Origin of the sequence: Brachyspira catarrhinii (assembly GCF_005518285.1) — a bacterium.
GTDB lineage: Bacteria > Spirochaetota > Brachyspiria > Brachyspirales > Brachyspiraceae > Brachyspira > Brachyspira catarrhinii.
Genome location: NZ_SJDU01000379.1, coordinates 1 through 2,125, shown reverse-complemented (window position 1 = coordinate 2,125; position 2,125 = coordinate 1). Strand labels below are relative to the sequence as shown.

General features: G+C 38.4%; 2 protein-coding genes. Both read left to right on the top strand.

The window, feature by feature from the left end; all coding sequences use genetic code 11:
- Nucleotides 1-90 precede the first annotated feature (90 nt).
- Nucleotides 91-834 (top strand): MIP/aquaporin family protein, encoded by a 744-nt coding sequence (locus EZH24_RS10690; protein WP_137999107.1) that lies wholly within the window; start codon nucleotides 91-93, stop codon nucleotides 832-834.
- A gap of 49 nt (nucleotides 835-883) precedes the next feature.
- Nucleotides 884-2,125 (top strand): glycerol kinase GlpK (glpK, locus tag EZH24_RS10685; RefSeq protein WP_137999106.1); only part of this gene is annotated, 1,242 nt, incomplete at its 3' end.

Here is a 2,125-nt window from a genome sequence, read left to right as displayed (position 1 = left end):
AATTCAAAAAAGACGATTTTATTTATAGACGAAATTCATATAGTAGGCGGAATTAATTAATTTTTAATATCATTTTTTAAGGAGAGTAATATGTATAGTAAAAAAAGCGAATTTATGGCGGAACTTATCGGTTCTATGTTTTTAATTCTTTTAGGTTGCGGAGTTGTAGCCGCGGTGGTTATATGTAATAACGGAGCGCCAGTCAATATTCATTTGGCTTGGGGACTTGCCGTTACATTCGGTATTTATGTATCGGGGAAAGTAAGCGGAGCGCATTTAAATCCAGCGGTTACATTGGCTTTGGCGGTTACAAAGAGATTTCCTTGGAATAAAGTTTTATACTATATCGTAGCGCAAATGATAGGTTGCTTTATCGCCGCCGCTATAGTATTTGCCGTATATTATAAAAAATGGATTGAGGTTGACCCCGAATTTGTAAATACAGCGGGAGTATTTTGCACTTTTCCAGCTGTTTCAGGTTTCTTATCGGGCTTAGTCGACCAAATTGTAGGAACTTTTATATTAGTATTTTTAATTTTAGCCGTTGGAGACGCCAATAATACTCCAGCGGGTTCTAATTTAGGTCCTATAATAGTCGGTTTAATAGTAGTGGCAATAGGCTTTTCTTTCGGAGCTATGCACGGCTATGCAATCAATCCAGCGAGAGATTTAGGTCCGAGATTATTTGCCGTAGTAGCGGGTTTTAAAAATAACGGACTTACTGATGGAACTAATGTGTGGATAGTGCCTATAATAGGTCCTATAATCGGCGGTATTTTAGCGGGCATAATTTACGATTTAACCGTTGGAAAGATATTGTCAGAAAATAAATAAGAATTAAAATAAAATAGATAAGAAATAAATTTAAATAAAGGAGTATTAAATGGCTAAATATGTAGTGGCTATAGACCAAGGAACCACAAGCAGTAGAGCGATACTTTTCGATTATGACCAAAATATGGTATCTGTCGCTCAAAAAGAATTTACTCAAATATACCCTAACGAAGGATGGGTAGAACATAACGCTTCGGAAATTTGGGCGACTCAATTCGGAGTTTTGCAAGAGGCTATACAGAAAGCGGGAGCTAAACCAGAAGACATAGCTGCGATAGGAATTACCAATCAAAGAGAGACTACGGTAGTTTGGGATAAAAATACGGGAGAGCCGATATATAACGCGATAGTTTGGCAATGCAGAAGAACGGCTTCGATTTGCGATTCTATAAAGGCTAAAGGACTCGATTCTTATATTAGAGAGAATACGGGACTTGTCGTTGACGCTTATTTTTCGGGAACTAAAATCAAATGGATACTCGATAATGTCGCTGGAGCGAGAGGTAAAGCTAAAAAAGGAGAGTTATTATTCGGAACAATCGACACTTGGCTTATATGGAAACTCACAGGCGGAAAAGTTCATGTTACCGATTATACAAACGCTTCCAGAACGATGATTTATAATATCAAAGAGCTTAAATGGGATGAAAAAATATTAAAAGAATTGGATATTCCAGAAAGTATGCTTCCAGAAGTTAAGGATTCTTCGACAATCTACGGTTATGCGAATATAAACGGAAAAGATGTTCCAATATCGGGAATAGCGGGCGACCAGCAAGCGGCTTTATTCGGGCAGGCATGTTTCGATAAGGGCGATATAAAAAACACTTACGGAACGGGAAGTTTTATTCTAATGAATGTCGGAGAAAAATTCATTTTGAGTAAAAACGGTTTGATAACGACTATAGGAATAGGCTATAAAGGAAAAATCGAATACGCTTTGGAAGGTTCGGTGTTCATTGCGGGAGCGGTTATTCAATGGGTTAGAGACGAGCTTAGACTTTTGCATGACGCCAAAGACACCGAATATTTTGCCACAAAAGTAAAAGACACAAACGGCGTTTATTTAGTTCCCGCGTTCGTTGGACTCGGCGCTCCTTATTGGGATATGTATGCGAGAGGATGTTTAGTCGGAATAACGAGAGGAGTAAACAGAAGTCATATAATAAGAGCGGCGGAAGAAGCTATTGCCTATCAAAGCAGAGATGTTATAGACGCTATGGTTGCCGATTCGGGAGTAAAATTGGGTTCTCTAAAAGTTGACGGCGGAGCTTCGAGAGATAATTTTTTG

What these genes read in the sequence shown, in the direction of transcription:
- EZH24_RS10690 (WP_137999107.1), top strand. Translation starts at nt 91, where the DNA reads ATGTATAGTAAAAAAAGCGAATTTATGGCGGAACTTATCGGTTCTATG.